Origin of the sequence: Pacificimonas flava (genome assembly GCF_000342165.1) — a bacterium.
Lineage (GTDB): Bacteria > Pseudomonadota > Alphaproteobacteria > Sphingomonadales > Sphingomonadaceae > Pacificimonas > Pacificimonas flava.
Genome location: NZ_AMRV01000003.1, coordinates 108,483 through 130,672, shown reverse-complemented (window position 1 = coordinate 130,672; position 22,190 = coordinate 108,483). Strand labels below are relative to the sequence as shown.

20 protein-coding genes and 1 tRNA gene are annotated in these 22,190 nt (G+C 65.0%); 6 read left to right on the top strand and 15 right to left on the bottom strand.

From position 1 onward, the window contains the following. Positions 1–22: 22 nt before the first annotated feature. The 3 genes from C725_RS05750 to C725_RS15675 form a co-directional block, all read right to left on the bottom strand. Positions 23–649, bottom strand: a complete 627-nt coding sequence (locus tag C725_RS05750) for a Crp/Fnr family transcriptional regulator (RefSeq protein WP_008600866.1) — start codon at positions 647–649, stop codon at positions 23–25. A 233-nt stretch (positions 650–882) separates the two neighbouring features. Beyond that, the gene (locus C725_RS05745) at positions 883–1,146 is read right to left on the bottom strand and encodes an ATP-binding protein (RefSeq protein ID WP_149864562.1); all 264 of its coding nucleotides are present in this window, start codon (positions 1,144–1,146) and stop codon (positions 883–885) included. A gap of 371 nt (positions 1,147–1,517) precedes the next feature. Further along, a complete protein-coding gene (locus C725_RS15675; RefSeq protein WP_160165713.1) occupies positions 1,518–2,555 on the bottom strand; it encodes a Crp/Fnr family transcriptional regulator in 1,038 nt (345 codons plus the stop codon). A 142-nt stretch (positions 2,556–2,697) separates the two neighbouring features. Between C725_RS15675 and C725_RS15255 the strand changes: the two genes are divergently transcribed. From C725_RS15255 to C725_RS05725, 3 genes are all read left to right on the top strand, one after another. After that, positions 2,698–4,518, top strand: coding sequence for a PAS domain-containing sensor histidine kinase (locus C725_RS15255; protein WP_008600858.1), 1,821 nt, complete (start codon positions 2,698–2,700; stop codon positions 4,516–4,518). Beyond that, entirely contained in the window at positions 4,515–4,904 is a 390-nt protein-coding gene (locus C725_RS05730; RefSeq protein WP_008600856.1) for a response regulator, read from the top strand. Before C725_RS15255 ends, C725_RS05730 begins: the two co-directional genes overlap by 4 nt. A gap of 201 nt (positions 4,905–5,105) precedes the next feature. Next, complete coding sequence (locus C725_RS05725; protein WP_038281898.1) at positions 5,106–5,489, top strand: response regulator; 384 nt, start codon at positions 5,106–5,108, stop codon at positions 5,487–5,489. A 303-nt stretch (positions 5,490–5,792) separates the two neighbouring features. On the opposite strand, the gene C725_RS05720 is transcribed toward C725_RS05725, so the two are convergent. The 7 genes from C725_RS05720 to C725_RS05690 form a co-directional block, all read right to left on the bottom strand. Next, positions 5,793–6,296 (bottom strand): PRC-barrel domain-containing protein, encoded by a 504-nt coding sequence (locus C725_RS05720; protein ID WP_008600852.1) that lies wholly within the window; start codon positions 6,294–6,296, stop codon positions 5,793–5,795. Positions 6,297–6,329: 33 nt separating this feature from the next. Continuing rightward, positions 6,330–7,097 carry a hypothetical protein gene (locus C725_RS05715; protein ID WP_008600849.1) on the bottom strand — a complete coding sequence of 256 codons (768 nt, stop codon included), beginning with the start codon at positions 7,095–7,097 and terminating at the stop codon, positions 6,330–6,332. Between the two features lie 507 nt (positions 7,098–7,604). Continuing rightward, positions 7,605–7,691, bottom strand: a tRNA-Leu gene (locus tag C725_RS05710). 212 nt (positions 7,692–7,903) lie between these two features. Further along, on the bottom strand, positions 7,904–8,470 hold the full coding sequence (locus C725_RS05705; protein WP_008600847.1) for a CarD family transcriptional regulator: 567 nt from the start codon (positions 8,468–8,470) through the stop codon (positions 7,904–7,906). A gap of 368 nt (positions 8,471–8,838) precedes the next feature. Then, positions 8,839–9,174: a ferredoxin FdxA gene (gene fdxA / locus C725_RS05700; RefSeq protein ID WP_008600846.1), complete on the bottom strand. Its 336-nt coding sequence runs from the start codon at positions 9,172–9,174 to the stop codon at positions 8,839–8,841. Positions 9,175–9,238: 64 nt separating this feature from the next. Further along, positions 9,239–9,637: a S4 domain-containing protein gene (locus tag C725_RS05695; RefSeq protein WP_078056188.1), complete on the bottom strand. Its 399-nt coding sequence runs from the start codon at positions 9,635–9,637 to the stop codon at positions 9,239–9,241. Next, the gene (locus C725_RS05690; protein ID WP_038282123.1) at positions 9,526–12,060 is read right to left on the bottom strand and encodes a helicase-related protein; all 2,535 of its coding nucleotides are present in this window, start codon (positions 12,058–12,060) and stop codon (positions 9,526–9,528) included. Before C725_RS05690 ends, C725_RS05695 begins: the two co-directional genes overlap by 112 nt. Before the next feature lie 367 nt (positions 12,061–12,427). On the opposite strand from C725_RS05690, the gene C725_RS05685 reads away from it, so the two are divergent. Then, complete coding sequence (locus tag C725_RS05685) at positions 12,428–13,975, top strand: M23 family metallopeptidase (RefSeq protein ID WP_008600841.1); 1,548 nt, start codon at positions 12,428–12,430, stop codon at positions 13,973–13,975. Positions 13,976–14,175: 200 nt separating this feature from the next. Beyond that, positions 14,176–15,264, top strand: coding sequence for a DNA polymerase IV (gene dinB / locus C725_RS05680; protein ID WP_008600839.1), 1,089 nt, complete (start codon positions 14,176–14,178; stop codon positions 15,262–15,264). Positions 15,265–15,268: 4 nt separating this feature from the next. Here dinB and C725_RS05675 read toward each other — a convergent pair whose 3' ends face one another. From C725_RS05675 to lgt, 3 genes are read right to left on the bottom strand one after another with little or no spacing between them, the layout of a single operon-like run. After that, the gene (locus tag C725_RS05675) at positions 15,269–15,790 is read right to left on the bottom strand and encodes a GNAT family N-acetyltransferase (protein WP_008600838.1); all 522 of its coding nucleotides are present in this window, start codon (positions 15,788–15,790) and stop codon (positions 15,269–15,271) included. Then, the gene (locus C725_RS05670) at positions 15,787–16,806 is read right to left on the bottom strand and encodes a class I SAM-dependent methyltransferase (protein WP_008600836.1); all 1,020 of its coding nucleotides are present in this window, start codon (positions 16,804–16,806) and stop codon (positions 15,787–15,789) included. Before C725_RS05670 ends, C725_RS05675 begins: the two co-directional genes overlap by 4 nt. After that, positions 16,803–17,720, bottom strand: coding sequence for a prolipoprotein diacylglyceryl transferase (lgt, locus tag C725_RS05665; protein ID WP_008600833.1), 918 nt, complete (start codon positions 17,718–17,720; stop codon positions 16,803–16,805). Before lgt ends, C725_RS05670 begins: the two co-directional genes overlap by 4 nt. A gap of 245 nt (positions 17,721–17,965) precedes the next feature. On the opposite strand from lgt, the gene C725_RS05660 reads away from it, so the two are divergent. Continuing rightward, positions 17,966–19,684, top strand: coding sequence for a class I adenylate-forming enzyme family protein (locus C725_RS05660; protein ID WP_008600831.1), 1,719 nt, complete (start codon positions 17,966–17,968; stop codon positions 19,682–19,684). 495 nt (positions 19,685–20,179) lie between these two features. Here C725_RS05660 and phoU read toward each other — a convergent pair whose 3' ends face one another. Continuing rightward, a complete protein-coding gene (gene phoU, locus C725_RS05655; protein WP_038281894.1) occupies positions 20,180–20,887 on the bottom strand; it encodes a phosphate signaling complex protein PhoU in 708 nt (235 codons plus the stop codon). 75 nt (positions 20,888–20,962) lie between these two features. Further along, entirely contained in the window at positions 20,963–22,165 is a 1,203-nt protein-coding gene (locus tag C725_RS05650; RefSeq protein WP_008600827.1) for an OprO/OprP family phosphate-selective porin, read from the bottom strand. Positions 22,166–22,190: the final 25 nt, after the last annotated feature.

The window sequence follows — 22,190 nt, the reverse complement described above, 5'->3', positions numbered from 1 at the left end:
GCGGCCGGCCGCGTTTCGCCTCCTAGTAGGACCAGTTCAGAAAGCGGTCCTGCGACGGCGCGAGAAGCTCTTCATATTCCGCCTCGGGATAGCCGTATGCGTCACCGGCCCTCTCTTCGAGACCTCTCCTGTCGCGAACGATGATGCAGCCACGTTCCGCGCGAATCAGCATCTCTCCTTCGAGCGCATGCAACGCCGTCGTCACACTCGGGCGCCGGACAGCGAGCATGAGCGACAGGAAATCGTGCGTGATGGCGAACTCGTCATCGTCAATTCGGTCGTGGATCATCAGAATCCAGCGTGCGAGCCGTTCCTCGATCACGTGAACGGCATTGGAAAGTGCTGTCTGGGCGATCTGCACAAGATGCGCCTGGACATAGCGCAAAAGGACGGAGCGTGCGGCTTCATTCTTGGAAAGGTCGGAAAGGAACGGTGCAGCCGGTATCCTGTATCCGAACCCCGGCATTTGCATGACCGCGGAAAAGCCCGGCGCCTTAGCGGTCAAGACCGCCGCCACCGGCGCAAACCCCTCGCGCCCGAACAATCCGTTCTCCGCTTCCCTTCCCTTTATCGGTCCAATGATCGAGCCGACGCCGCTTTCCAGGAAGCATACATATTTGATCGGTTCATCGGCGCTATAGAGATCCATTCCCTGAGGAGCGTCGAAGGACTGCAGATCGGGTTGGATGCTCTGATAAAATGAGGGGGGAAGCAGCCGTAGGATACGGTTTCGCAAACGGCTTTGCCCGGCGTCGTCTATACAATTCCTCCTCTGAACTGCTCTCCATCAGTGGAGAAACATAATTAACCAAAAAAAGTAAAGAGCGGAAGCCGAATAACACCTTAACAAGGGTTAAGTAGCGATCCGGTCAAGTCTTTGCTTCAACCGAATGTGAGACGAAAGATCTTCGACCCTTCCGCTGGCATGCGAAACGTGCCGCCGGCCGCCAGAATGAGCTTGCGGGCAAAGAACAATCCGCCGGTGCGGCTGGTCATGTTTTCCGCAAAGGGGAAGGGAACTCCGTCGTCCGCGACCTCGATCAGAAGCTTTCCCGTCGTGGTGGTTCCGACCGAGACAGTGATACGCCCCCCAGAGGTCGGAAAGCCATGCCGAACCGCGTTCGTGACGAGTTCGTTGACAGCCATTCCGGCCGCAAGCACCGACTGCGATCCGATTGCCGGCAAGTTGTCGAAGGCGGGCCAGTGCCACGACAATATCTCTTGGTTCGGCGGATCTCACATGCGCGGCGCAGATGTCGGAGAGCACGGACACCAAGGCTGACTTGCTGTTCCCGTCGAAGGTCCGGCGCGCCCGGGCCAGCGCGATCACGCGCTCTCCCAGTCCATTCAGCACCTTGCGGGTGCCGTCATCGGTACATCGCCGGCCTTCGAGCCCAATCAGGCTCATCACGACCTGAAAATCATTGTGTCGGCTGTGCTCGGGCGGGATCGCCGCGACCCTGCCCGGCCGCGTCGCGGGAGCGAAGTCGGTGAGGGATGGGACTGCGCTCGCCATCTCAGAATCGGCCCGATGCCGCAGCATCCTGCGGTTCGGCGGTCCGCTTGTAGGGATGAAGGTAGTTGGGGCTGAAATTGGCCTCGCGCCAGGCTGCCGCTGGATTGAGAAGGCGCCATTTCTTCTGTTGGCGCGCGACCATGCCCTCACTGATCAGCGTCTGGATGGTGCGGTTCACATGCACCGGCGTCAGGCCCAGAAGATCGGCAAGCTGCGCCTGGGTGACGCCGATTTCGAACGAGTCTCCCAACCCCCGCGTCGTCTCCTCTTCAAGCGCATGGCTGCGATATCCCGTTTCGCAAAGAAAGAGTAACAGCCGCTCCCGCGCGCTGAGACGGGCGAGCGACTGAACGCGTTCACCCAGCATCATATTCTCCGCCGAAATCAGCCAGCCGAAAGCCACGGCGATGTCGGGCTGTTCCTTCAGCACATGATGCAGTTTCGACGCTGACAGGCATAGCGACCGGGTCTGGCCCAGCGCGAACATCCCGTAGTTTACCTTGTCGAACCAAAGCAGGCCCAGATTGGCGAATTCCCGCGGAAGGCCCAGCCATACGATCGTTCGCCCTCCCTCCATCGTCGTCTTGTACCGGGCCATGCCCCCGCTGACGATAAGATGGATGGTATCGGAGGGCTGCCCCTCCAGCAGGATATTGGCCCCAGGGCGGTGAACGCGGGCCGACATGACCGTAGAGGCGATGGCGGAGAAAGCGAGTTTCGATGCGTTCGGAGCGAAACCGATCAGCGAATTTCTTAAAGTACGTAAAGAATCAACTTTCTCGTCGGCAAGACTCGGTTTTGCCGGTGCCGAGTCGTTCTTCTCGACCTCCCTATCGTTTAACCTTTTGTAAACCTTCTGATTTGCCTGAGAAGCTTGCATCTTTCGACCCCAGTTCCGTGTCCGAACATTGGTTAAGATAACATACAGAAAACCGTTTCGGGTTGCTCGTACGGCAACGTACGACGACGGGAGGGGACGGAACCAATTAATGCCGAACCTGTTTGCCCCGAATAGCGAACGCATCACAGTCTTGATCATCCGCTGTTCGCAAAATACTCGGTCCGGCGGCGATTGGATAAAGTCCGGCAAGCCCATAGGGTATGGGGGTCGTTGGCGGAAATAAGGTCGATCCCGATGGAATCGCTGACTGTGCAAACTGAATGGCGGTTCGTTCGGTGACATGACGTCTCAGGTCGATCATCTCTTTAACGCGTCTCTCGACTTGCTTGCCGTTGCGTCCTTGCGGACGGGCGCCTGGCTGCGGATCAATCCGACCTTCGAACGGGTCCTGGGATGGAGGTGCAGCGATCTTGTGAGAAGGTCCGGGCTGCACCTCGTGCATCCGCGTGACCGGCGCGCCACGCTGGAGGCCGTCAAGACGCTCAGTGCCGGACATGCCTTGAAGAACTTCGAAAATTGCCTCCTTTGCCGCGACGGCAGCGAGCGGGTCTTCCAGTGGAACGCGGTCCCGCAGCGCGATCGAGGCGAAATTTACTGCGTGGCCCGCGACGTGACCGACGAACGTACGGACCAGCGTTTGCGAAGGGACGAGGAGAGAGCGCAGGCGGTTCTGACGGAACTTTGCGTCCGGTTGGACCCCGCAGCGGATCCGGCGAAACTCATGGACAGGGCGTCCCGGCTGCTCAAGACCGCGCTGCAAGCGGAAGAGGTTTCGTTTTCGCTGATCGCGAACGGGCCTGACCCGGATCGGGCAAACCACGACGACGGCACTTCGGGCGATCCCGACGCGCCTCCAGTCAAGGCCGGATCAGCCTCGCGAGGCGGGAGCGAGGCCGAGGCCGAACCCTCTTCGTTGGCGCAGGCGCCGGCAGCCCGTTTGACGCATATATTTTATGAGGATGGCGAGGCCATTGGATGCCTGCGCGCTACGTCGAAACCGTCCCGCCGCTGGAGCGCCGGCGATGAGCGGCTGTTCAGCAGCGCCGCGGACTATATCGGCGATGCTCTGCAAACGGCGCGGAAAGAACAGGAGCTTCGCGAGGCACGAGACCGGCTGGCAACGCTGGTGGAGGGCGCGCCGCATCTTGTGTGGCGGGCGGTCCATAACGGCTTCTGGACATGGTGCGGGCCGCAATGGACTGCCTTCACCGGACAGGACTCGAATGATTGCCGAGCGTTCGGGTGGCTTGATCCTGTTCATCCCGAGGACCGGGGCCCGGTTCGAGCCAAATGGGCGGCAGCAGCGAATGGGGGCGTTCTCAACGTCCAGTTTCGCCTGAGAAACCAGGACACCGGTGAATATCGCTGGTTCCAGACACGTGCGGCGCCTGTTCGCGACGAACATGGCGGGGTCTTGGAATGGCTCGGTACGTGCACGGACATTCATGAGTTGAAAGACTTGCAGGGCCGCCAACACCTGTTGGTTGCCGAACTGCAGCACCGCGTTCGCAACATGCTGTCGGTCGTACGGTCCGTTTTCACGCGGACGGTGGAGACCAATTCGGATATCGAACAGGTCACGGATCATTTCAGCGGGCGACTGGAGGCCTTGGCTCGCACGCAGGTAATCGTAACCCGAAATCCGGGGAACGGCGTCGATCTTGAATCCCTCATCAGAGACGAGTTGACGAGCGTCGCTGCGGGAGAGGATCAGGTGAGCATCTCTGGTCCCCCGGTCGATCTGCCGATCCAGTCGGTGGAAAGCATGGGCCTGGTTCTCCATGAATTGACCAGCAACGCCATAAAATATGGCGGCCTCAGAATCGCGGGCGGTCGTCTCGACATCGCTTGGCACGTCGAACGCGGCGAGGGCTCTGCGGACAGGGCGGCCAATTGGCTGCACCTGACATGGGCGGAGACGGGCGTGCCGGCCGTTCCGGTCGAACCCGGCCGCAAGGGGTTCGGTCTTGAACTCATCGCCGAGGCGCTGCCCTACAGGCTGGGCGCAAAAACCACTGTGGAATTCAAGGGCGGGGGGATCGTCTGCACGATCGCCCTGCCGCTCGTGGATACGGCATCGGTGTGGAGTGCGGAGGTATGACGGCGGGCCGCAACATCTTGCACGGCAAACATATTCTGGTGGTCGAAGACGAATATCTGATCGCGTCCGATCTTCGGCGGACCCTTTCGCGGGCGGGCGCGGTTGTCGTCGGTCCTGCCGGATCGCTTTCAGAGGGACTGGCCCTGGCAAGGTCGGAACCCCTTCATGCCGCCATACTCGACATCAAGCTTCAGGGGCGAAGCTCCGAGGAGATTGCCGCCGTGCTGAAGAAGCGATCGGTGCCGTTCTGCATCCACTCCGGGTACGATCAATGGTCTCTGTCCCCGGAAAGCCAGCCGGTTCTCCGGATCGCCAAACCCTGCACGCCGCATGCGTTCTTGACGGCCGTCAGGCGGCTCGTGGGCAGCTCCGATAACGTGCTCTGACGTCACCTGCCGGGGCGGGTATCCATCGCGGTGCAGACTTCATCCACGGCGCGGGGATGGTTAATAACCTGCTTTGGCGAAACCACGGCGACTCGACATTACCGTCCCGGGAACGATGAAAGATTATTCGAGTGCTTCTCGCGACGTCGGACGGCAGGTGCGTCCGCAGCAGCCGATCCCTCAAACCAGGAAGGTCGGCCGATGAGCAGGATAGGGCTCAGCCTTGAGAACGTGCGGGTTCTTGTGCTGGAGGACGATTATTTTCTGGCCACGGATCTGGAGGATGCCCTGACGGCAAAGGGGGTCATCGTCCTCGGACCCTTCCCGGACATGGCGGGCGCCGTCCGCGCGCTTGCAGCGGAACGTCCGGACTGCGCCCTGGTCGATATCAATCTCGGCAACGGCATCTCGTTCGATCTGCCGCGTGAACTTGCGCGCCGGTCCATACCCTTTGCGTTCGTCACTGGATATGACCGCGCCGTCATTCCCGATGAATTCGCGGACATGAGGCGGATGGAAAAGCCCGTGGCGGCGGGCAAGGTGATCGAACTGGTCGAGGGGCTGCTGGCCGCCGAACCGGCCTGATCTGCCTCCTGACTCGCGGCCGCTTGGGGGAGTCCCGGCAATAACCTGCGTTTCCAAGCTGCTATAATGAAATAGCGGCTGTCGGGCACAGAATAAGGAGGGCGAGCAGGGGGTCACATGCCCCAGGAAACCTGACTCCCTCCTCGCTTCAACCGACCCGATCGACCTGTCGGGATTCGAAAACTGAGCACGGCGGCCATGGCTCAGTGCTCCTACCCGCATTTTCCCGTCAAGAGGGCAAAAAAAGGCCGCCACGACGGGTGGAGCCCATCATGGCGGCGCATAATGCAGTGATGGCGGGGCCTACCAGCCCATGCCGCCGTAATAGCTACGGATATCATTGCTGTAGTTGCGGTCGTATCGGACGTTCTGTCCCGCACGATGGCTCGGAGCCTCTTCCAGGTCCTGTTCCGTCACGTTGACCACATAGCCACCCTCGTCCTGGTCATAGGTAAGTTCGTCCCAGGGAAGCGGGTAGTGGCGATCGCCCATCCCCAGGAAGCCGCCGAAGGAAAGGATGGCGTACTCCACGTGGCCTGAGCGCTTGTCGACCATGAAATTCTCGATGGTGCCAAGCCTGTTGCCGCGGCGGTCGTAGACACGCGTGCCTTCGACGCGGTCAGACGCGATAAGGCGGTCGCCGCTCACCCGGCCACCGCCGCGCCGGCCACGACTCTCATCGTCATCCCAGTCACGTCCGCGATTACCGCGGCGCCCGGAACCCCGACCGCTCATGTCGCGGTCGCGGCCGCCATAGGGATTGTAGCCGCCACGACGGTCCGTATCGGATCCAAAGAAATCAGCCATTTATACATTCTCCTACCGATGGAAACGTGCGGATCAGGACGTGCTGCCGCTTTTGTTGGAGGAAGAAGAGCCGGACCGTCCGCTCGACGAAGCCGACGAACCTCCGCTCTGGCTTCCGCTGCTGCCTGAGCCGGACGCGCTTCCGGAACTCTGCTGTGCGCTCGTTTTGCCGGATTGGGACTGATCCTGCTGGGCGCCGCCTGCGCTGGCCTGTCGGTTTCGACGCCACTCGTCGAATTCCTCTCCCATCTGATCGCTACGATGACGGCGATACTCGTCATAATCGCGGTCGAACTCGTCCAGATGGCGCTGGCGGAGGGTGTGATAGTGATCGTCCTGATAGGACCTGTTGCCCGGCGATCCGCCGCCCGACGACCGGCCACTTTGGCCGGAATAGCGATCCCGTCCATAATCGCCCTGCGAGCCATAGGATGGATTACCCCCATAGGCCTGTTCGTAGTCGCCGCCGCGGCTCATGGCTCCAAAATCGTCGCCATAGGAGCGGTCGCTTCCGTAGCCTCGATCCTCGTCATCCCGCGACGAAGATCCGCGCCCGCCGCCGTAAGACGAGGCGGAACCCATGCCGCCGCCGCGCATCATGTCCCGGTCCGAGCCTCTGCCCCAACCGCGACGGCTCTCATCATCCTCATAGGACCGCCGGCCGCTCGAGAAATCCTGCTGATCTTGTCCGTAGCCGCGATTTTCCGACCATCCGCCGCGGCGATACCGACTGCCTCGCGAACCTTCGTTGCTGCCCCGGCCTTCGCTGCCGCGGCCTTCGCCGTATCGTTCATATGCCATTTCTCAACTCCCATTGGATAGCACGGCCGCTAAACTCGGCATGTGCATCTAAGCGAACAGAGAAAATAGCCACAGGTTCCTGCTAAAACAGAGTTTTAGGGTAGGAAAGATTTATATACTATTTGATTGATATAGAATGTTGCAAGTAAACGCGTCCAAAGAGCTTTTGGGGTACATAGACGCGGGCCGGGCCTGTCTAACGCCGAGCTCGCATGGTTTGGCCGCCACCATAGGATGTCGCGGCTGACTCAGTTCTGCAAAAGTACAGCATGTCCCTAGTCGACGGGATACTGCTCGGGACGGGTTGCGCCGTTGCAACAATGATGACGCTCGGCGGGAGTCTTGGAGACGATCAGGGATCGGACCGACACCGCAGCAGAAACGAAGATAGGGCCCCTCGTCTCTCGATCGCGACGGCAACAGTGACGAGGCGAGTCACCCGAACTGGCGCAAGGAAACCCGCCGCGCGAATTCCTGCGAATTGAGTATAGTCCAGAGAAATCTGGATGGTGCGGTCGAGAAGACTCGAACTTCCACGGGCTCTCGCCCACAACGACCTCAACGTTGCGCGTCTACCAATTCCGCCACGACCGCACATCGGGCTTCGCCGGGACCATTCGCATCCCGGCGGAAAGGAGCGGCGCGCTTAGCAAAGGGCTTGCGGGGCCGCAAGCAGGCAGCGGACAGAAAATTGCACGCCTGCGCAGAATCGGGTGGGGCTCCGCTTTCCGAAACGAGAAGGGGCGGCGCCCACCATGCCGGCAGGCACCGCCCCCTTTTTCCGCTGTCCAGATTTGCGAAGGGCCTCAGGCCGCCTTCGCTTCGGTGCCGGTCTCGCCCTTGGCATCGGCTTTCGCGGCCGGCTTGCCGCCGGTCTTCTTGACGAGAACGCCCTCGATCTTCTCCTGCGCCTGGGTCTCGTCGGTACCCTCGAGCGCGGCGAGTTCGCGCGCCAGCCGGCCGATCGCGGCCTCGTAGATCTGCCGCTCGGAATAGCTCTGTTCCGGCTGGTCCTCGGCGCGGTGCAGATCGCGCACGACCTCCGCGATGGACACGAGATCGCCGGAATTGATCTTCGCCTCATATTCCTGCGCGCGGCGCGACCACATGGTCCGCTTCACCTTCGGCTTGCCCTTCAGCGTCGACATGGCATCGGCCAGCGTCGCCTGGCTGGACAGCTTGCGCATGCCGACCTGCTCGACCTTATGTGTCGGAACGCGCAGGGTCATTTTTTCCTTCTCGAACCTGAGGACGTACAGTTCGAGCGCAGCGCCCGCGATTTCCGTTTTCTGAATTTCCATGATCCGACCAACGCCGTGCTTCGGGTAAACCACGAAATCACCAGCGGAGAAACTCAGCTTCTTGGCTGCCATATACTACTCCTGTAAGCGCCCCGGCGGTCCTCACAAGCCATCCGGCTTCCGTCGCGGGAAGTCGGCGGCGATGCTGCGGGGCTATCCGCGCTTGTTACCCTTCGATCCGCCCCGCCTGCGGACGAGAGCAGGGGAGATCTGGCCACAAGTTGCTGCAATTGGCGGGAAAAGACCCGGCAACGGCATCAACATGGCAATATTGTAACATAAAATGGGCCGCAGTGCTATGCCAAAGGCACAGCGCGGCCATGGGGCCCTTGCAGGGCCGGTGCGAAGGGAGATCCCGGACTGCGACTCACTGGAAATTCGCCTTTCGGCTTCGAAGTGTAACGCGGACGGGTGCCTGTGGCTACCGGCCGCGTCGACCCTCAGCCTTCTCCGGGCTCGGCGGAGAAATATTTGTCGAACTTGCCCTCTTCGCCCTTGTGCTCCTCGGCATCGGCGGGCTCGGGCTTCTTCGTGGTGATGTTGGGCCATTCGGCGGAGTAGGTGTTGTTGATCTCCAGCCACTTCTCCAGGCCGTCCTCGGTGTCGGGCAGGATCGCCTCCGCCGGGCATTCCGGTTCGCAGACGCCGCAGTCGATGCATTCGGACGGATTGATGACCAGCATGTTCTCGCCCTCGTAGAAACAGTCGACGGGGCACACCTCCACGCAGTCGGTATATTTGCATTTGATGCAGGCTTCGGTGACGACGTAGGTCATGGGGGCAATCAGTCCAGGTGGATGGTAACGGTTGGGTTCCCGTAAACACCGTGCGGCGCAGCCGTCAATGCTCCGAAAGGTCGGAATAGAGGAGGCGGGCGCTTGCGAACGGCCCGCGCCGCTGTGCCAGCGCCTCGACCCGGACGATGCGCACGGCGCCTGCACGGGTGAAGGCGACGACGTTTCCGGGTCGCACCAGCGCGCTCGCCCGCTCGATGACCCGCCCGTCGATGCGCAGCCGCCGACTGGCCGCAAGTGCCTGCGCCTCGCTGCGGGTTTTGGTCAGGCGCGCGAACCAAAGGAATTTGTCGATGCGCTGCGCATCTCCGTTCGCGCCATCCTCGGGCGCGCTCAGCGGCTCTCTCCCCGCCGTGTCAACTGCGCGAGGGCGGCGAAGGGGGAGTCCGGATTGACACGCGGCGCCCGTTCGGCCCGCCCGCGCGGACGGCCGCGTCCCTTCCATGCAAAGCCAGACGCTTCGCCCACTTTCGCGCTGCGATAGCCGAGCCCGCGCATCAGCTGCGCGAAATCCTCGGTGCCGAGGCCGAGCATGTGCTGCCAGTTGGCGTCGGGCACGAAGGGCGCGCCGCCCTTCCGGGCCTTGTGCATCGCCTGCGCCAGCCGTTCCACCATGTCGAGTCGCACGGCGCGCCCGCCGAACACGCCAAAGCCCGCCGTTTCGTAGAAGCCCGGCGGCACGCCTCCCTCCGCCGGGACGGAGGTCAGACCGGGCGGCGGCAGGTCCGGCAGGCGATCGAGCCCCCGGGCGAGCGCCCAGAGCGCCAGGCGCCAGCGCGTCGGCTCCGGCCGCAGCAGCGCGGGCACGAACAGGTGCGTGACGCCGATGACGACGCCCGCGCGCCGCAACAGCCGGCGGTCCGCGTCCTCCATCGTGGCCAGCAGGGCGGCGGCATCGCCGCGCGCCAGCACGCCGAGCGCGCCCATAAGCTGCACCGACAGGCCGCGAGAGGCGGCGCTGACATCGTCCCGGCCGGCGGCGTCCGCGATCGTGGCGAGCGGCTTTAGCCTGCCCTCGATCTGCGAGGCCAGCCATTCCCCGAGGCGCGCGCCGACGCGTTCCCGCTCATGCGGCTCCAGCCCGCCGAGCGCGCGGTCGAGCGTTAGGGCGGGGGAGAGGGCGTCGCGCCCGGGGGTCAGCCGCGCCACGCGCGCGCCGCGCCACAGGATGCGGGCGGGCAGGGTGCCCGAAAGCGTCAGTTCGAACTCCGCGTCGGGGGCCTTCGACAGCGACGCGACCCGCTGCGCATATTCGCGCGGCAGGTGGCGTTCGGCCGCCGCGATCAGACGCTTCTTCTCGCCAGCCCGCGCGGCGGGATCGGCGCGAAAGCGAAAGCCGGTCAGCGTGCCGATCGCCTGCCCGCCGACCACCACCTCGCCGCCTGCCTCGATCTCGACCGGCAATTGCATCGCGTTGCCGGCCAGATCGCGCATCAGAAGGGAGGTGCGCCTGTCGACGAAGCGCTGCGTCAGCCGCTCGTGCAGCGCATCCGACAGCTTGTCCTCCAGCGCGCGGGCGCGGCCCGCCCATTCCTCGCGGTCCGCCAACCAGTCTTGCCGCTGCGAGATATAGGTCCAGGTGCGGGCGGCGGCGATGCGGCCGGAAATCGCCTCAATCCCCCCTTGCGTATCGTCGAGCCGCGCCAGTTCGGCGGCGACCCACTCCTTGGGCAGCGTGCCCGCCCCTTCGGTCCGGTGCGTGTAGATGCGGCCGGCAAGGCGCGCATGCGCCTGCGGACCCGTCTTCCTGTAATCGGGCAGGCTGGCGACATCCCACAGCAGGCGAATACGGTCCGGCGTGTCCGCGCGCCCCGCAATAATCGGATCGGCAGCGAGCGCCTTCAGCACGGCCTCGTCCGTCGCGCGGCGCGTGCGCTGCAGCTCGTCGCGGCCGGATGTCTCCTCCAGCGAGGCGATCAGGCGCGGCACGCTGCCCCAGTCGAGGCGCGCATTGCGCCACACCAGCTTCCGTACGCTCTGGAACTCATGCCCCTCGACGGCGGCGATCTCCTCGGGGGTGAGGACCGGCCCGCCTTCTTCCCCGAACACCAGGGTTCCGAACGTGCCGTCGCGTTGGTAGCGGCCTGCGCGCCCGGCGATCTGCCCCAGTTCGGCCGGCATCAGCCGCCGTTGGCGCTGGCCGTCGAATTTCGACAGGGCGGCAAAGGCGACATGGTCGATGTCCATGTTCAGGCCCATGCCGATCGCGTCGGTGGCGACCAGATAGTCGACCTCACCCGATTGATAGAGCTCCACCTGCGCGTTGCGCGTACGCGGGCTCAGCGCGCCCATGACCACCGCCGCGCCGCCCTTCTGCCGACGCAGCATTTCGGCGAGGCCGTACACCTCGTCGGCGCTGAAGGCGATCAGCGCGGCGCGGCGCGGCAGGCGCGACAGCTTCTTGGGGCCGGCATAGCTCAGCGTCGAAAAGCGCGGCCGCTCCTCGATATAGGCGTCCGGCAGCAGCCGCCGGATCAGCGGCGCCATCGTCGCGGCGCCCAGCAGCATGGTCTCTGCGGTCCCGCGTCTGTGCAGCAGGCGGTCGGTGAAGACATGTCCGCGCTCCGGGTCCGCCGCCAGCTGGATCTCGTCGAGCGCCAGAAATTCGGGGTGCAGGTCCGCGGGCATCGCCTCGGCGGTGCACAGCCAGTAGCGCGCGCCCTCCGGCACGATCTTCTCCTCGCCGGTGACGAGGGCGACTTGCGGCGCACCTTTGATCGCCACCACCCGGTCATAGACTTCCCGGGCCAGCAGTCGCAGCGGAAAGCCCATCATGCCGCTGGCATGGCCGCACATGCGCGTCACCGCCAAATGCGTCTTGCCGGTATTGGTGGGGCCGAGGACGGCCGTCAGCCTGGCGCTGGACATGCTGTCCTGACTGCCAGCCTGTGCGCCGCCTTGCAAACGGAATGCGCGGACCTGGTACGCGGTGACGCCGATACGGCCGCGCCTCGGCGCCAAAAATGAGCGGAACCTTTCGCTGGACGGCCGGATCGACGGATTCTTGCGGCCCTTCGCCCGCGTCAGCGCCGCACGTCGCCGGCCGGGCGGGGCGGCCCCTCGGCTCACCGCCTCCATCCTGCGCTTCACCGCAAGGATCGCCGATCGTGCAAATCGTTCAATTGACTTTAACCGTTTCGCGCAACAATCCAGAATCTCGAAGTAATCCGGCATGTTGGGCTTTGGTTCGCATGGCCGGGTGTCGGGCAGGAAATTTTCGGGGTCTGCAGACACAGTGACGATCAACGCGATTCTTTCATCGGCAACGGACAGGCTGGCGGATGCTGTGCGCACGGCGACGCGCTCATGGTCGGCCGCGCCCGGCGGCAAGGTTCCCTTTCTGGCCCTTGCCTCCGCCGGGTCGGCAGGCGGGGGGGGCGCCCGGGCCGCTGCCGCGCCGAAGGGCTTCGTCGTCGATCTTGGCAGCGATATCGGGACCGCCGCATGGTGGCGCGGCCTCGGCAGCCTGACCGCCATGACCGCCGTCCTCGGCTGGGTCGCCCTCTCCCCCGCGAAATTGCCGGTCTTTGCCGCGCCGGCGCTCGACGACCAACAGTTCGCCGCCCTCGATAGCGTCTCGATCGCGCCCCTGTCGCAGGGCGGTCATATGGGTCCGGCGGCCGCGCCGACCGCGCTCGTGCAGCCGCTTGCGGAGGCGCCGGAGCGGCCGCGCCTCGAATTGGTGGCCGAGCTGCGGGAAATCGACAGCTTCGGCGCCGCGCTTCGCCGTGCGGGGGTCAGCAACACCGATTCCGCCGCTGCCGCGGATCTGATTGCGCCGCACATCGACATCGCGGCGCTGCAACCCGGCACCGAATTCGCCCTCGTGCTTGGACGCCGTCCCGGAAAGGGAAAGCCGCGCCCGCTGGAGGAACTCAGCTTCCGCGCCGCCTTCGATCTGCGCCTCGACCTCGTCCGCGGCAAGGACGGTGAACTTCGCGCCCGGCCGGTGCCGATCCGGATCGACGAAACGCCGCTGCGCATCAGCGGAATGGTGGGCGACAGCCTGTACAAGTCCGCGCGCGCCAACGGCGTCTCCAGCCGCGTCGTCGCCAATTTCATCCGCGCGATGAGCCCGCGTCTCAACTTCCAGCGCAATGTCTACGCATCCGACCGCTACGACATCGTCGTCGAGCACAAGGTGGCGGAAACGGGCGAGGAGCAGACGGGCGATCTTCTCTATGCCCGCGTCGAGGGGAACGGAAAGGACCTCGAGATCGCGCGGTGGGAGGTCGATGGAGAGGCGAACTACTTCCTTCCCGACGGCCGCAGCATCAAGGAAGGCTTCTCGACGACGCCCGTTCCGGGCGCGCGCCTGTCGTCCGGATTCGGCCTGCGCCGGCATCCGATCCTGAAATCCAGCCGCATGCACAAGGGGCTGGACTATGCCGCGTGGTCCGGTACGGCCATTCAGGCCACCGCGCCCGGCACGGTGATCTTCGCGGGCCGCAATGGCGGTTACGGCAATCAGGTGCGCATCCGCCACAATAACGGCATCGTCACCAGCTACAGCCATATGAAGGGCTTCGCCTCCGGCATCCGCTCCGGCGCGAGCGTAAAACAGGGCGAGAAGGTCGGCTTCGTCGGCACCACCGGGCTGTCGACCGGGCCGCACCTTCATTACGAGGTGCATGTGAACGGCCGCGCCGTCGATCCGCGCGGTCAGGATCTGCCCACCGGCCTGGAACTCGCAGGCAGCGACCTCGCCGCCTTCAAGCGCAAGCTGGAGGACCTGCGCGCCATCACGCCGCGCGAATCCGACGTGGAACTGAACAAGATCTAGGGCAGGGCGCGACCCTCCCCTAACCTCTCCCTCGCCAGGGAGGGGAACGCACTTTTTCTCCTCTCGCTTGCGAGGGGAGCGCACGTATCTTCTCCCCTCCCTGGAAAGGGAGGGGCCGGGGGAGGGTCGCCCCGCGCAACTGGTCAGAACACGCACACCCCCGCGCGTTCCTCGCCCCGCACTGCTATACCCACCCGGCCATGACCGCCCCCGACGCCCCCCAGCGCAAGATCATCCATGTCGACATGGACGCCTTCTTCGCCAGCGTTGAGCAGCGGGACAATCCGGACCTGCGCGGCAAGCCCGTCGCGGTCGGCGGATCGAAAGCGCGCGGCGTCGTCGCGGCGGCCAGTTACGAGGCGCGCGTCTTCGGCGTCCGCTCCGCCATGCCCTCGGTTACCGCCCAGCGCCTTTGCCCGGACCTCATCTTCGTAAAGTCCCGTTTCGACGTCTACCGATCGGTATCGCAGCAGATCCGGGAAATCTTCGCACGCCACACGGACCTGATCGAACCGCTCAGTCTCGACGAGGCGTATCTCGACGTCACCGCCTCCGGCCGTCCGGCGACGGAGATCGCGCGTGAGATTCGCGCCGAAATCCTCAGCACCACACGGCTGACCGCGTCCGCCGGCGTCAGCTACAACAAGTTCCTGGCAAAGCTGGCCAGCGACCAGAACAAGCCCGACGGCCTGTGCGTCATTCGCCCGCACGAGGGCGCGGCGTTCGTCGCCGGCCTGCCGGTCAAGCGCTTCCACGGCGTCGGCCCGGTGACGGCGGCGAAGATGGAACGCTTCGGCATCCGCACCGGCGCGGACCTCGCGGCGAAAAGCCGGGAGTGGCTGCAGGGGAATTTCGGCCGCTCCGCCGATTATTATTACGGCGCTGCGCGCGGCATCGATCACAGGCCCGTGCGCGCCAGCCGGGTGCGCAAGTCGATCGGCGCGGAGCGGACCTTCTCAGAGGATTTCCGAACCCGCGCCGATCTCCTCGCCGCGCTGGAGCCGGTGATCGAGGCGGTGTGGGAGAGGATCGACCGCGCGGGGGCCGCCGGCCGCACCGTCACCCTGAAAATCAAGTTCGCGGATTTCCAGCAGATCACGCGCGCGCGGTCCTTCGAAACACCCGTCAGCGACAGGGGCATGTTCACGCGCATCGGCCACGACCTTCTGGAGCGCGAACTTCCCGTGCCGAAGGGCGTGCGCCTTCTCGGCCTGACGCTTTCCGGCCTGACCGGGCGGGGCGAGGCCGCGCCGCGTGCCGCCGCGACGCAGCTCGGCCTCGATCTCTAGGGGCTCAGCGCAGCCGCAGCCGCCACAGCCGGTCGTCGTCGGCCTGATCGCCGACCATGAAGACGACTTTGCCCACCTCCTCGAACCCATAGCGGGCATAGAAGCGCTGGGCGCGGACATTCTCCGAATAGACGCTCAGATACATGTCGTCATGATCGCCGCTGCGCGCCACCTCCAGCGCCCAGTCCATCAGCGCCTGCGCCGCGCCGGTGCCGTGCCAGTCCTTCAGCACGTAAAGCTGGCGCAGCTCGATCTTCTTTCGGCCGTCGTCTGGAACCGGCAAATAGGATGGTCCCGTCTTCGCAAAGCCCGCCAGCACGCCGCCGGCATCGACCACGCGAAAGCGAAAGGCGGGATCGCGGAATTCCGCCGGCAAACCGTCCGCCCCGAAACTCTGCTCCAGAAAGGCGGACAGATCCTCCGGCCGGTAAAGATGGCCAAAGGTTTCCGTAAAGGTGCGCCGCCCAAGCGCGGTCAGCGCATCGAGGTCGGCCTCGCCCGGCCGCCGGATCGTCCAGTCGGTCACTGCGACTCCTCCGGCAGGCCGCCCGGCGCGGGCCAGTCCGGCGCGGCAATCCCCAGAACCTTGAACAGCGCACCCATCGCATCCGGCGCGCTCAGCCGCCGCGCCGCCTCCGCCACGGCCGTCCGCGCCGCTTCGTCCTTGCCGCGCATCAGCGTTTCGGCCCGCAGCCCCAGGCCCAGGCTGCTGAGGAACGCGACCTGACTGACGGGCCCGTGCGCGCGGCAGCCCGCCAGTTCGGCGGCGCGCGCGACAGCGGCGAAATCGACATGCACCGTCACGTCGGCCTCCCCCGGACAGGCGAGCGGGTCCACGGTCTCATGTGCGCGCACCGCCTGCAGCGTGTCGCCCTCCTCGCCTCCGGCATAGCCATAGTCGATGAACAGCGCCGCGCCGCCATCCGCCGCCAGGCGTGCGGCCACCTCGCCGACCAGCGCCTCGGCCGCGCAGGCCCTTTCCCGGATGCGATCCCCCGCGGGGGTAAAGGCGAGCGTGCCGCCCTCCTGCGCCATCACCATCCGTTCCTGCCAGCCCGCCGCCGTCTCCACCTGCTGCTGCACGGGCAGGGCGTCCAGAAACTCGTTGGCGATGAACAGCGTCGGCGCGCCGGTCGGCACGTCGGCGATGCCATCGTGATGCACCGCGCTTGGCACCGCCGCCGCCTGTGCCCGGCGAAGCACGGGGCTGGTTTCCACCATGTGCACCTCGGCTGCCTCGGCAAAGCCCGGCACTTGCCCGGCCGCGCGAAGCAGGTCGCGCATCAGCGTGCCGCGCCCCGGTCCCAGCTCGACGAGGCGCAGCGGCGTCGGCGTTCCGGCGCGCAGCCACAAATCGGCCGCCCAGGCGCCGATCAGTTCGCCGAACATCTGGCTGATTTCCGGCGCCGTGGTGAAATCGCCCGCCGCGCCCAGCGGATCGCGCGTCGCATAATAATGCGCGTTCGAACGCTGCATATAGTCGTGCACGCTGATGCCGCCCGCCGCGGCAATCTCCGCCATCAGGGTCTCCGCGAAGCTCACGCCGCGGCGATGTCCCGCCGGGCGTGCCGGCCGGGTGCCGTCGCGATCAGGTACAGGCCGCCGGCGATCATGGGCAGGCACAGCGTCTGGCCCATGGTCAGGCCCCAGTCGAGCGTGCCGAGCTGTGCATCCGGCGTGCGCACGAACTCGACCGCGAACCGGAACAGGCCGTAACCCAGCAGGAACGCGCCCGTCAGCATGCCCGGCATCAGCCGCGCGCGCGTGCGCCAGAACATGTAGGCCAGGATGGCGAACAGCACGAGGCCCTCCAGCGCGGCCTCATAGAGCTGGCTTGGGTGGCGCGGCACGCCCATGGGGTCGCTGGGAAAGATCATCGCCCATGGCACGTCCGTGGGCCGGCCCCAGAGCTCGCCGTTGATGAAGTTCGCGCAGCGGCCCAGAAACAGGCCGATGGGAACGACGCACGCGACATAGTCGGCCATGCGAAGCCAGTCGAGCTTCTGGGACAAGCCGTAGGCGATGATGGCGATGGCGACGCCCGCCGCGCCGCCATGGAAGGACATGCCGCCCTCCCACACCCGAAACACATTAGCGAGGCTGCCTTGCGGGCCGAAGAACTCGCCGCCGTCATAGAAGATGACATAGGCCAGCCGCCCGCCGATGATGATGCCCAGCGTCACCCAGGTGACGAGGTCGTCGGCGTGGCGGCGGGCCAGCGGCGATCCCGGCTGCGCCACCAGCCTCAATATGTACCACCAGCCGAGGACGATGCCGCCGATATAGGCCAGGCTGTACCACCGTATGGGAATGGAGAAGCCCTCGAAGGGGGTTGGAATCGTGAACCATACGGGGTCGATTTGCGGATAGTCGATCAGCACCGATGCCCCGGGCAGCAGGGCGCCGCGGGACAGCGGCGCGATCAGGGCGGTCATGAGGTCTGGCAGCACGGTCATGGGGCGGGGCGTCTCCTCGGGGCGCGGGCGGGCCGGGACGGCGCCTGGGCCTCGCGCTCGTTTGCACCGGGCTTTTGCGGGCGCAGCGGCGTCAGGGCAAGGGGGTGCGCCCCGGCGCCGCGTGAAAAGGCGCGGATTGCGGCGGAAACCTGTCTGTTTCGCCGTTTGCCGCTTTTGCACGGCCCTCCTACAAAAGAGGCCGCGATTCGCATCATCTTGCATTCCTGGGGAGGAACGTCCGTTTCATGCTCACCGATCTCGACAAGGCCTTCGATGCGGAAATTGCCAATCTGACCCAGCCCGGCACGCAGTTCGCGGTGAAGCAGGGTACGGTTCGCGGCGCTGAGATGCCGGTCTTCGAGAACGCGCCCCCCTCCATGCGCGAATATTTCGACCTGTTCTTCGGCGCGCAGGCAGCGCGCGAATTCACCGTCTACGAGGATGAGCGCCGCACCTTTGGCGAGATTTTCGAGGAGGCGAAGCACATCGCGTCGGCGCTGCAGCATGAATATGGCATCGCCAAGGGCGACCGCGTCGCCATCGCCATGCGCAATTATCCCGAATGGATCAGCGCCTATGTCGGCATCATCTATCTGGGTGCCGTCGCCGTTCCGCTGAATGCCTGGTGGACCACGGAGGAGCTGGAATACGGGCTGACGCATTCCGGCACGTCGCTCGTCATCGCCGACGAGGAGCGCCTGCGCCGCATCAGCCGGATCGAGGGGCTGACCATCCCGAAAATCTGCGTCCGGACCTCGGCCAGCGTGTGCAGCGAAAACGGCGCCCGCCCGCTAAAGGACATGCTCGCCGCCAGCCCAAGGGAGATGTGGTACGTCCATCCGCTGGGCCAGGATGACGATGTCACCCTGATGTACACGTCGGGTTCCACGGGCAATCCGAAGGGGGCGGTCTCCACCCATGGCGGCCTCCTCCACGGCGCCATGAACTATCTCGCCTCCGGCCTCGCCATGCTCGCGCTGGCGGAGAAGGAGGGCACGAAACTGCCGGAACAGCAGGTCATGCTCCTCAACGTGCCGCTCTTCCACATTACCGGGTCGGTGCCCGTTCTCCTCATTTCCATCGCCATCGGCCGCAAGCTGGTCATCATGTACAAATGGGATCCGACGGAGGCGCTGCGCCTCATTGAAAAGGAGCGCGCGACCTATTTCGTTGGCGTGCCGACCATGAGCCTTGAACTGCTGCAGCATCCCGACCGCGACAAGTACGACACCTCCACGCTCCTCGACATCGCAGCCGGCGGCGCGCCGCGCCCGGCAGAGCATGTGAAGCGGCTGACGGATGCGTTCGCCGCGCGCCCGGCCATCGGCTACGGCCTAACGGAAACGAACGGCGTCGGCGCCGGCAATATCCGCGACAATTACCTCGCAAAGCCGAACTCGACGGGCCGCGCGTCCAAACCCATGGTGGAAATCGGCATCAAGGACGAGGACGGGTCGAACATGCCCGCCGGGGAGCGCGGGGAGGTCTGCATCCGCTCGGCCGCCAATGTGCGCGGCTATTGGCGCAACCCGCAGGCGACGCTGGAAAGCTTTTCCCCGGACGGATGGTTCCACACGGGCGACATCGGCTATCTGGACGATGACGGCTATGTGTTCATCGTCGACCGCAAGAAGGACATTATCATCCGCGGCGGTGAGAATATCGCCGCGCAGGAGGTCGAGGCGGCCATCTATGCCCATCCGGCCGTTGCGGAGGCGAGCGTTGTCGGCCTGCCCGATGAGCGCATGGGAGAGATCGTCGGCGCCGTCGTCTATCTGAAGCCGGGGGAACAGGTCGAACGGGAATCGCTCCTCCAGTTCCTCACCGAGGATTTGGCGAAGTTCAAGATTCCCGAGCGCATCTGGATCGTGAAGGAACCGCTGCCGAAACTCGGCTCCGGCAAGATCGACAAGGTTTCGCTCCGAACCCGCTACCGCGCCGAACATCTCGGCAAGGCCGCCTGACGCGAAACCGGCCGCGTTTTCGCCGTCTGCCGGGCCGGGCGAAGGCGGCGCAGAGACCCTGACGCTAATTCCGCCCCTGAATCGGCCTTGTCGTTTCCGCCGCGGAAAGGTCGCGCCCGAAAACGGCTGCGATTCAAGCGGCGCTTACCCAGGCACCGGACCGTTAAAAACACTCTCGCTCAAAACGCCGCCTGATGAAACACCGCCCCGTAAAGGGCCTTGCTCCCGGCGAAGGCCGGGGTCCATGCCATAAGTACGCGGTTCGCCACGGCGCGGCGCGCGAGCCGGACCCTTACAGGGGGTGGAACACGAAACCGCATGGCATCCGCCGGCGTCCGACCGGAGGACGTCCCGCATCCATCGCAGCGCCCCACCGGCGCCGTTCTCATCTCTGTCCGAAAGAGAAGGAACCGCCGCGCGCAGAAATCGGCTCTCGCCATCGTCCCCCGACGATTTCTACGCGCGGCGTCCCTGTTTCCCGAGGCTCCCCCAGCCTCAGGCGTCCACCAGCGTCCGCTTGTCGACTTGGTCGCGCGGATGTTCGCCGGTGGCGATATAGCGAGCGGCACGGGCAATGTTCACGCCGTGATCCCCGGAGCGCTCGATTTGCTTGCCGATGAACAGGATGTGCGTGCTCGCATAGGCGTCCATCGATTCTTCCGACATGCGCCGCACCATCATGGCGGTCAGGTCGTCGAAGGCGTCGTCGAGCTCGTCGTCCAGCGCGTCGACCTCGTCCGCAATGGCCGCATCGCGCTCCATCAGTGCGCGCACGCCCAGTTCGATCTGCTTGCGGGCGATGGTGGCCATGCGCTCGACATGCGCGATTTCACCGGTCAGCCCCTCGATGTCTATCGACCGAACCCGCTTGGCGATGTTCTTGGCATGGTCGCCGATGCGCTCCAGGATGGAGGCGGCCTTGATCAGCGTGATGATGGTACGCAGATCCTCCGCGACCGGGGACCGGCGGGCCAGCACGCGCACCACGCCGCTTTCCAGCTGGACCTGCAACTCATCGACGGTGCGATCGCGCTTTACCACCTCGTCCGCCAGCACCTCGTCCTTGGTGCACAGCGCCGTCATGGCATCGCCCAGCATGCGGCTTGCCACGGTCCGCATCTCGTCGAACTGGCCGAACAGGGTTGCAATGTCTTCATCGAAGCCGCTCACGATGTGAGCGCCGCCGAGCCGGAGTGTGTTCATGACATTTATGTTACAGGTGTAAAGCGGGTTTGTCGAGACGGTGAAACGCGCCGGAACTGCGGCATGGCTCCATGCTCAAAAGTCGAACTGTGCACGCATGGCAACAGTGCCGACCGAATAGTCACGGTCGCCGCCCGCGGCGGGCAGTGCGGCATCGTCATAGTCTATGATGCCGGCGTCGACCAGGAACCGTGTGCGTGCCGTCGGCAGCCAGGACAGCGATACCAGATAGGCATCCTGCGTGCCGCCGCGAATGCTGCCGTCCGACAGGTCGAGATGATCGTAGCGCGCATTCACCTGTACCGCGCCGAACCCGCCGCGGCCCAGCGGACGCAGCGGCTTCGTTGAACGGAAATAGCCGTCGCGATAGCCGCGCTGCTCGCCGGTCAGGAAATAGCCCGCCTCGATAAAGGCGCCGAAGAAGCCCGGCTCGGGATCGCCCACATCATTGCCGGTCTGCAGCCAATAGGCCTCGCCCGTCACATGCAGCGGTCCGCGCACGGCGGCCGCCTCAAGGCCCAGCCCGCTTTCGCGGTCGGCGACGAAGCGCGGCGTCGACAGGAAGCGGGCGTCGGTGGCGTGGAATTGCGGCCGCTCGCGGTAGCGGGTCGTCTGGCCGGGATCGCGCTTGAATTCCAGATGATGCACGCTGGCGCCGATATGATCGAGTGCGCCCGGACGTTCGTCCTTCAGCACCACCCGCGCGTCATAGCTCAGCTGCGTATCGCGCTGCTCCTCGAACGAATCGAGGTTCTGCGTGAACAGGCCCGCATCGGCAATCACATGCTCGCTCTTCCAGTTGACCGACGCGCCGACCCGCCGCTGGAAATCGAACGCATCCGTAAACGCCGCGCGTTCCAGGAAGGAAATGTCCAGCGAGCTGTTCATCTCCTCCATCGTGTTGAAATTCTTGTGGTGTCCCAGCGTAAAGCCCAGATTGTCCGTGGCCTGATAATAGACGGCGGCCTCCGCGAAGATCGGGTAATTGTCCGCGAAGTCGACTTCCACCTTGGCGGACAGGCCGGCCGGCGCGCCGATCTCCACGCCCAGCCGCGCCGCGCGAAATTCGCCGACCCAGCCCAGATCCTGGGCCACGACCCCGTCCGGACGCTCGATATAGCCATAATCATAGAGCAGCCGTCCGCGCGGCTTGATCGACCAGTCGCCGGCCTCGAAGCGCGGCGCGCCGTCATAGGGAATGTCCGCAAGCGGAGACGCGGCCATGCCCGGGCCGGCCGCCAGCAGCGCGAGCGTGCCGGCTGCAATGATGGATTTCATGTCTTGCCTGATCCGTCTTTGGTTC